The organism is Aquisalimonas sp. (assembly GCF_007120195.1).
Lineage (GTDB): Bacteria > Pseudomonadota > Gammaproteobacteria > Nitrococcales > Aquisalimonadaceae > Aquisalimonas.
The window spans coordinates 1-3,462 of sequence record NZ_SKOG01000120.1; the positions used below are offsets into that span (position 1 = coordinate 1).

Below are 3,462 nucleotides of genomic sequence, written 5' to 3' on the forward strand. Positions count from 1 at the left end.
CAGAATGGGGTCGATTAGCAGGAACCCGGTGAAATGGATAACCAGTGCCGCGGCGATGATACCGAAGCTGCCCAGGAACGTTTGAACCACGTGCCAGAAGGCGCCGCGTGTGTTGATGTCCTCTTTCTGATCCCGGTACATGAGCGCAATCAGCCAGATCTCGGTCATCAACCCAACGGCGGCGACCACGAACATCGGCGTGGTCGGCAACTCGATGGGCGACTGCAGGCGCATCGCTCCCATAGTCAGCGCCACCAGCGCCATCACCAGCAGCGCCGCGCCGTTCATCAGCGCGCCAATGATCTCGGCTCGCTGCCCTCCGAACGTCTGGCGAGCTGTCGGCGGCTTGCGTGCGATTTTCATGGCCACAAGCGCCAGTACCACTCCTCCGACAGCGGAGAAGGTGTGCGCCGCATCGACGATGACCATCACCGATCCGGTGTAGAGGCCGACCGCCATTTCGAAGACGAAATAGACACCAGTCACCCAGGCGGCAATCTTCAGCCCGCGTTTATTACCTGGCGCGTGCGCCGCGTGGTCATGGGCACTCATCCGGAACTCCCCGGGCCACACCAATGAGTCGACGGTTCCCGGGCATCAATGGGCATGATCGTCGCTCTCGTCCGGGGTGTGGCCGCCATCGTCGGCATGTTCGTGCTCATCGTCATGGTGATCGTCAGCGTCATGGGCGTGATCGTCCTCATGGTCAGCGTCATGGTCATGGTCATCACCGTTGTGGACATGGTCGTCGGCATCCGGCAGGGACTGCACTCCCACCCCGTGTCCATACACCAGTTCACCGCCGTAGTGCCCGGCCATCACCAGCGGCACGGCGGCAATCACGGCCGCCAGAACGAAGCCGCGCCCCTCGCGCTGGTTGCGGAGCCAGTAGCGCGCCGCCCAAAGGGCCAGCAGGCCGAAGGCCGCCGCCGCGATCAATGCCCAGTTGCGATGGGTCGTCATGACCAAGTGGGAGGCATCATCATGGGGGACAGTGTTGTACGCGTACCAGCCGCTGAGCAGTGTTCCCACCGTGAACAGGACACCCAGCACCAGGTTCACCCGGGCGGCGAGGCGGATGGTGCGGCCGAACGTCCCGGGTGGGCTGAAATGCGAAACGAGGTAGAGCAGCACGGAGACGGAGAACAGCGCCACCGTGAAGTGAACGAATATTGGGTGCCAGTTGGGTAGCGATTGCAGCATCGGTTCCTCCGTGGGCTGCGCCGCCCCCAGGGAGCGGCGCAGTTGACTTACAGCTCAGTGGTGGTGATCGTCATGGTTCTCCTGATCATCATGGCCGTCGTGGTCGGCTTCCACGGTCTCGCCACAGGCCTCCCGAGTCTGCCGATCCACCATCACCTGTGAGGCCTCCATCAGGGCATCGCAGCGGGTTTCCGCGTCCACGCGCCCGGCGTGGATATACATGTGGCCGAACTGCGGGACCGGCAGCATCTCGTGCCGTTCGTCCGTGGCGTAGGGGGTTGGGTTGTCCCGCTCCAGGTAGGACCAGGGTCCCTCCCCGTCTCCGGCGTGATCTCCGTGGTCCCCGTGGTCCCCGTGGTCCCCGTGGTCTCCACCATGATCGTGGTCATTCTCTGCCAGTGCCAATGGTGAAACGACCAGGGCGAGTGCGAACAGAAGTGTTGCCAGTATTTGCCGACTCATGATCAGTTTCCTCCGAAGCTGGGTCCCGGCAGCAGCATGTCGTGCTCCAGGTGGATGACGTCATCGCGCCGACCGACCGACTTGTTGAAAGTGTGGTCGAACTGCATGCTGATACCGAACTGCACCGTGGTCTCGTGCTCGAGGCCGATGTCGCGACGCAGATCGCCCTCAAAGCGTTCGTGGGCCACCTGGGCGACCGCGTCGATGCCGTTACCAAGGCGCCAGGCGATGCTGGGCAACACCGCGTAGCGGCGGGCGTTGTCGAAATCGCTGTAGTCCTGCCCGGCCACGGTCAGGGCCGCCTGCCAGCGCTGTTGGAGGTGGGGTCGGTGGCGATAGCGCAGGGAGGCCACGGCAGCCGTTGCATCACTGCGCGCCCGCTCGAGGTCACCGGCGAGCGATCCCGAGTCCTCGCCCTGGCTCCACATGAGCTGGGTGTCCAGGTGCAGCAGCCGCTCCGGGTGGCCGCTGATGTTGAAGCCAAGCCCGAGCTGAGCCGTGACCAGATCGCCGTCGTCCAGGCCGCCGCGCTCGTCGAAGGGCTGCACGTCCACGGACAGACCCGCGAAGGTCAGCCCACGGTCGGTATCCACCGTCTCGGGGACGGAGTAGTGCAGGCCGAGCGAGCCGCTGTTGAGGTTCCCGTACCGCGGATCGCCCGCAAGCCCCTCCGGCCTGGCCAGGGCGGCCGCGGTCATCCCGAAATAGGGCGTGAACCACCAGTCCGCGGCCAGCTGCTCGCCGTACCGGGTGAGGGTGTCACTCTCCCCGTCCAGTCGCGCGTTGGGCACGTGCGTGTAGGCGAGCAGGTCGTCCGCCCGCACCGTGGGGAATCGCACCAGGTTGCCGGGCAGCCCCGTGCGACCCACGCGCACCTCCCACTGTCGGCCACCAACGCCGGCGTAGGCCTGGTGCAGGAAGACACTCTCGCCAATCTCGCTCTCTCCCAGCGCCTTGAGGCCAAAGGCGCCGAAGCCGTAGTGGTTGTCGTCATGCAGGTGCTTGGCGAAGCCGAACAGCAGGCTGGAGTCGTCGATGTTCAGCAACTCCTCCGAGGTGGTGCCGTCGTCGACGCGCTGGAGCTGCTCGAAGTCCACGGTTGCCAGGCCGCTCCCGCCGATGACGATCTCAGGCGGCACGTGAGGGTCGATCTCGAACGCGCTGGCCGGGAGCGCCACCGTGAGGAGGGCACCGGCCATCATCAAGGCATGCTGTCTCATGCGGCACCTCCTCACTGGTTGATGGTGGTGGAAGGGACATAAGGCGGGTCGCCCATGTCCTCGTACTCGAGCATGGTGATCATGCCCCCGGGGTAGATGCCGGCGTTGCGGCTGTGGATCTCCTTGTGGTCGTGGAAATCCCAGAAGCCAGGGTTGTTGCCGTAGACGATGATGTCCACGGTCTTGCCCGGGGTGACCGGGACCGTGTTGAGCTTGATCGGCTGCGGCAGCGGGTTGCCGTCCTCGGCGACCTTCCAGAACTGGTGGCCATGGAGGTGCATGTGGTGATCGGCGATGCCGCCGTTGATCAGACGAATACGGATGTACTCCCCCTGGCGGATGCGCAGGTGGCCGTGCTCGCCCACGGTGGACGGGTATGACTTGCCGTTGATGGCGAAGAAGTTGGGCGTGATGGTGCCACCCGGGGCGTTCCCCGGGGTATACGGCGGCCGCCAACCCTCCTCGATGGCCTTGACGAAGTCCTCGTAGCGCTTGAAGAAGCCATGGGTCGCCGGCGAGAGCCGCCCGTCGCGCATGAGCTTGTTCACCTGCCCCATGCCCTCGAGCACCTCGTTGA

At 64.9% G+C, this 3,462-nt stretch carries 5 protein-coding genes; all 5 read right to left on the reverse strand.

What is annotated here, in order from left to right; all coding sequences use genetic code 11:
* A partial coding sequence (locus QZT63_RS09215; protein WP_290650544.1) for a cation diffusion facilitator family transporter occupies positions 1-552 on the reverse strand: 552 nt, incomplete at its 3' end.
* 45 nt (positions 553-597) lie between these two features.
* Positions 598-1,203 (reverse strand): DUF2231 domain-containing protein, encoded by a 606-nt coding sequence (locus QZT63_RS09220; RefSeq protein WP_290650546.1) that lies wholly within the window; start codon positions 1,201-1,203, stop codon positions 598-600.
* A 54-nt stretch (positions 1,204-1,257) separates the two neighbouring features.
* Positions 1,258-1,665, reverse strand: a complete 408-nt coding sequence (locus QZT63_RS09225; protein WP_290650548.1) for a hypothetical protein — start codon at positions 1,663-1,665, stop codon at positions 1,258-1,260.
* 2 nt (positions 1,666-1,667) lie between these two features.
* Positions 1,668-2,885 carry a hypothetical protein gene (locus QZT63_RS09230; RefSeq protein WP_290650550.1) on the reverse strand — a complete coding sequence of 406 codons (1,218 nt, stop codon included), beginning with the start codon at positions 2,883-2,885 and terminating at the stop codon, positions 1,668-1,670.
* Between the two features lie 11 nt (positions 2,886-2,896).
* Positions 2,897-3,462, reverse strand: a 566-nt coding sequence (locus QZT63_RS09235; RefSeq protein WP_290650552.1) for a multicopper oxidase domain-containing protein, incomplete at its 5' end; no start/stop codon positions are given.